Here is a 4,854-nt window from a genome sequence, read left to right on the forward strand (position 1 = left end):
TCGGTAAGTGTAATCAGTTATCTGGGCATTCTGATTAATCTTTACAGGTAAATTTAAATAATTATATTGAATTGAAGAAATACCCTTATCCAGATGTTTAGTCATGTTTCCATTACCATTTAAAAGACCGTTATCATATTCAATGGTATTATGATTTGTTAAGTAAGGATAACCGTTGCTGTTTCCTGTCTGCTCTTCCGTTACTTTGATAAGCCTGTTTCCTGCGTAATCGTATTTCAGATCGTCTATTTTCAGCGCAGTGGTTCCGGAAACAAGTTCCGCTGATCTTTGCAGTCTTTTAATGTTTCCGTTAAGGTCATAATCATTAATTTCAAAATATTCCTTTGCTCCTTCATAACCGGTTAAAAGATAATCTTGCAAACGTTCTGCAAGGTATATAAACACAAAAACCCATCGCAATTGCGATGGGTTTTTGTGTTATCTGCCACACGATAAAATCGGGAGCGGGTATTATACTAATTTATTTTTTATATCGTTTAGGCTTTCCTTCATTATCTATATACAAGCCACACATATTTAAACAATCTTCATAAAAAGTACTTTTCATCTTGCTCGTCCAGATTACTTGTCCATCTAGTAGTTCTTTATCAATATGCTCCTTAGGCTGATGTTCAGGCATATGCATAGAATTTGATTTCTTCAATTTAAAAGAATATAGCTTTCCTTTCTGTAGTTTATATTTATAACCACTTTGGTTGCCACAAGCTTTAGGAATAGAAAACACTCCTTTTCCAGCTTTACCTTTTATATATATTATATAACTATTTCTTGTAGAGTCTATTTTTTCGACCTTTGCCATCAAATTTATTTCATTTTTTGGCTGTTGGAATGGCTTACTAAAAATGAATAGCCACAAAAAACTTAAAAATATTGTTAATAATTTTTTCATTATGGAGTAGTTTTAAAACGTCCTAAAGAAGTCTGTTCATTAGTTTTTTTATTTGTATAGATTACTTCTTCTTCAGTGTATAATAGTTTACGATCTGTATTTTTCACATTTTGCCTTGTATGTTCACTTGTATAATCACTACTTGGATCTTTATGTCTTGGATCTAATTTATTTGCATTTTTGTGCGCAGCAGTATATCCTTTACTATTGTTTTCTTCAGATGTTGCAGCTGGACTACCTGGACTGTTAAGTAGTCCAGAATAAAGCTCAAGAGCTTCATGTAAAGTACCAACTCCTTCTGGTATTCCTAAAGCTTCATCTATTTTTTCATTAACCATCGGATTCACAACATTTGTCCCTATCATTTTTCCATTTCCTGCCATTTTGCTTCCAAGATAAGCTCCGCCAGAGTAAAATGTACCATCATCAAGTCTATAATCTCCATCTGTTTTTATAACTGCTATATTGCAATTATCTTGTGTTGCTTTCAAAAATGTTGAGGAGGCATCTGTTAATTTTGCTCCTTTTACTGGTTCAGCAGTAACTTTTCCACTAGCATCCATTGTCAGATTTAACTGACCATTTGTGGCTGCCTGTAATTGCGCCAAGGCTTTATCTTTATAGGCACCTGTAATAATAACATCATTAACACCACGACCATCCGGATCAATAAATCTAATTGGATTGTTCACAGCGTAATTATAAGTGGAATGTCTTCTGTATTTCTCCGCCAACGGATCTACCACACCCCATCTTCCAATATCCGGCATATAAAACCTCGCTCCATAATCATACATTCCGGTCTCCTGAATTTCCTTGCCATTGTACTTATAATTGTAATAGCTTCCCAGATAACCTTTATTAACACCCCCTATGTGATTGAGTCCGAAAGCATAATAATCATTCGTATCTGTAATTTCTACAGTGCCGTCTGTTTTTTTAGCATAACTGACCCTTGCATTTCCAAGATGGTCTCTGTATTGGTAAATGTAACGATTTTCTTTAAAACTGAAAAATCCTTCTGAAGTACCCACAAAATCAAGTACGAAAGCAGATTCTAGTCCTATTGGCTGTGGAGCCACCTTCCGGTAGGCACGCTCTTCGTAAGCAAATTCAACCGGACAAAACATGCATGGAGTTGTAACCTGAGTCTGGTTATAATGAAACCCATCAAGATAGTCAGTAATTTTGGTAGTTACATTTCCTGAACGCTCGGGAACTGATGTAAATTTTTTTCTGAGCTTTACACCGTCTGCCCTGTAGAGATAATTCATATCATAACTTCCAAAAGCAGGATTGTAGGGCTGAAAAATAGACATTTTTGAGGGAAGGTTCAAATGATTATAACGCATATTAAATAGACCTTTATCAGGCATAGCGGTCATATTTCCATTATTGTCATAATCCATTATCCCGTCACCCCCTTCATATCCGATATTTAAAGATGTCTCGATAACCTGAGTGAGACGGTTACCCTCATATTGATAGTCAAGGTCATCTACCTTTAATGCTATTGTACTTCCCACTTCCGGATAGGCAAATCTTTTGAGCGTTTTTATATTGCCATTTTTATCATAGGTCAGATTCTCATTATAATAAAAGGTATTTGGATCTGTCTGATCCGGTTCTGTATAGACCGCATCTGATAATCTGTTTAAACCGTCATATGCGTAGGTATATCTTTTTCGGCTGTTGACGGTAGACATATTCCAGTCAATTTCTGCAATATTCCCATTATATCTTCCAGATCCTACCGCGTTGTATTCAGGATCTGTGTACTTCATTTTGTACCCGAAAAAATCTGTTCCAAGATTCACAGGATCATTGATCTTCGTCATCCATCCACGAATGTTATACTGATAATCCACGGTCTGAAGAGGAGTAGATGAACTTATCCCGCCAACTTTCTTTGTTTTTAACTGTGAAAGGGGATTGTATTCATTCTGAGCCAGATATTCTACAGGGTTATTGTCTACCTGATGCGTATGCACCAACAACCTGTTCTGATGGTCATAGGTAAAGTTCTCGGTAATGATTCTTTCCGTATCGGTATTCAACCTCTTGTGACGGGTCACCACCTGTTTCGGGGTTCCCGAGAAATCAAGCTCTGATTCCGTTTTGGTATAGCCTCCCAGATGATTGATGGAGTGGCTTCCTACAGGTCTTCCTTTGATGTCATACCAGGTGTAATTCTTTGTCCAGTTGTCATCCTCAATGTTTTTCACAAAACTCATCACAGGCAGACTCTTGGTGCTGATATTATTTTCGGTGCTGTTGTCAGTGATAATGGGAATACCGAATACGGCTGTAGGAAAGGTTGGATTAAAGCTGTAAGGAGCATACGAATCATAATAGTTCACAGACAACACTGTTTCAAGATAAGGGAAATGATTATTTGAATAATAAACCTGCATCCCATTTTTTGCAAACCCGCTTGAATCTCTGTTTTCTGTAATTAAATTATTAAGAATCATATTCTGCATCGGAGCCCTGTCTACTGTTCCGGCAACAATCCCTGTCAGGATCACTCTTCCAAACTGATCATATTTTGTGAACATCCATTTTGATGAAGGTCGCATTACGGCATCCTGTGTGAAAATAAGTCTGTCGGCTTTATCATATACCAGATATTCCCAACCTTTCCCGGGGATCTTCTTTTCGACCAGGCGGTTTCTGCCGTCATAACGGTACTGATAATAAAGATTTTCTACCGTTGCAGGTTCTACTGTTGGTGCTGAAGCCAAGGGAGGAATTACATATGCTAACTGGTTATATTCATTATACACATAATACGTATCTGCGTTCTCTGTTGCACTCAATACTTTTCTGATCAGCAAAGTCTGTCCCTGACCATTTTTGAACTCTATGGTTTTGTTGCCGTCTTCATCGGTTACTGTATTTTTATATAACTGATTGGGTGAAAAATACTCAAGCAGCTGAACAGCAGTATGAGTTCGACCTTCTACCCAAGTCGTGGTGGTCTTATATTTTCTTACATAGTCGCTAGCTACATTGGCGTCATAATCAAATTTGACAGGCTTACCAGTCCAATCATTTCCCACCTGGATCTGCTGCTGAATGCGGTCTAAGGGAGAGTTTTCCAGAATCTTCTCCGCATAGATTTTCTCAGCTCCGTAGATCTCAGGCTGCGTCGCATTGGCAAGGGGATTGGGAACGATGGCTCCATTCAGAGTGTTCGACTGCGGTACAGGAAGGTAATCTTTCACCTGTCTTCCGAATCCGTCGTATTCAATATGCGTCACCACATCTTTCTGGGTGGGAGAGGCTTTAATATTAACGACCTGTTTGGGTCTTCCCAGGCCGTCGATATACTGAACGGTTTCCACACTTTTTGGATTGGGAAGGGCAGGATCAGAGAGATAGGTCTTGGAATAGACGTAATTTTCGTTTGTGCTTAGATTCGTGCTCTGTGCATGGGACAGGCCCACTACAAACAGGGCACTGACAGGGATGATTATTTTTTTCATGAGATGTGTTTTAGTGTTTGTAATTGTATTTGAATTCTTTCAAGATCTTGCCTGTTGCATTATTCTCCCTTATTTCTTTAAGCCTGTTGGCAGTATCATAGAGATAGACTTCCCTGATTCCCGAAGGAGGCGTGATCCCTGTTACCCCGATCATAGGATCATAAGTATAGGTCGTGATCTGGTAAGCTGTCAGGTCAGGGTTTTTCCTGAACGCATCCAGGGCATTGATCAGTGCCGGTTCATTTGATGGGGCTAAGGCATCTGCATCGGAAGCTGCGATAATGGCTGTTGCCAGGCTGCTCACCTGAGCGTAGGTGGCTCCTGTGATCTTCGCAATGGGCTGGGTTGTATTATATCCCCAGATGATGGAGGTCGTGATACCATCTTTGGTGGTGTACTGAAGGAGATTGCCTTTACTGTCATACTGGTCATAGGTAAGTTCGGTGGAACTGGTTC

At 39.0% G+C, this 4,854-nt stretch carries 3 protein-coding genes and 1 pseudogene; all 4 read right to left on the reverse strand.

What is annotated here, in order from left to right; genetic code table 11:
• Positions 1-405, reverse strand: a 405-nt coding sequence (locus AC2A07_RS19540; protein ID WP_484051777.1) for a hypothetical protein, incomplete at its 3' end; no start/stop codon positions are given.
• Positions 406-481: 76 nt separating this feature from the next.
• Entirely contained in the window at positions 482-910 is a 429-nt protein-coding gene (locus tag AC2A07_RS19545) for a hypothetical protein (RefSeq protein ID WP_484051778.1), read from the reverse strand.
• A complete protein-coding gene (locus AC2A07_RS19550; RefSeq protein WP_484051779.1) occupies positions 910-4,398 on the reverse strand; it encodes a DUF6443 domain-containing protein in 3,489 nt (1,162 codons plus the stop codon). Before AC2A07_RS19550 ends, AC2A07_RS19545 begins: the two co-directional genes overlap by 1 nt.
• Positions 4,399-4,408: 10 nt before the next feature.
• Positions 4,409-4,854: pseudogene (locus AC2A07_RS19555) on the reverse strand (DUF5977 domain-containing protein); the annotation flags it as partial.

The organism is Chryseobacterium sp. HNCC26DJ238, from assembly GCF_057180465.1.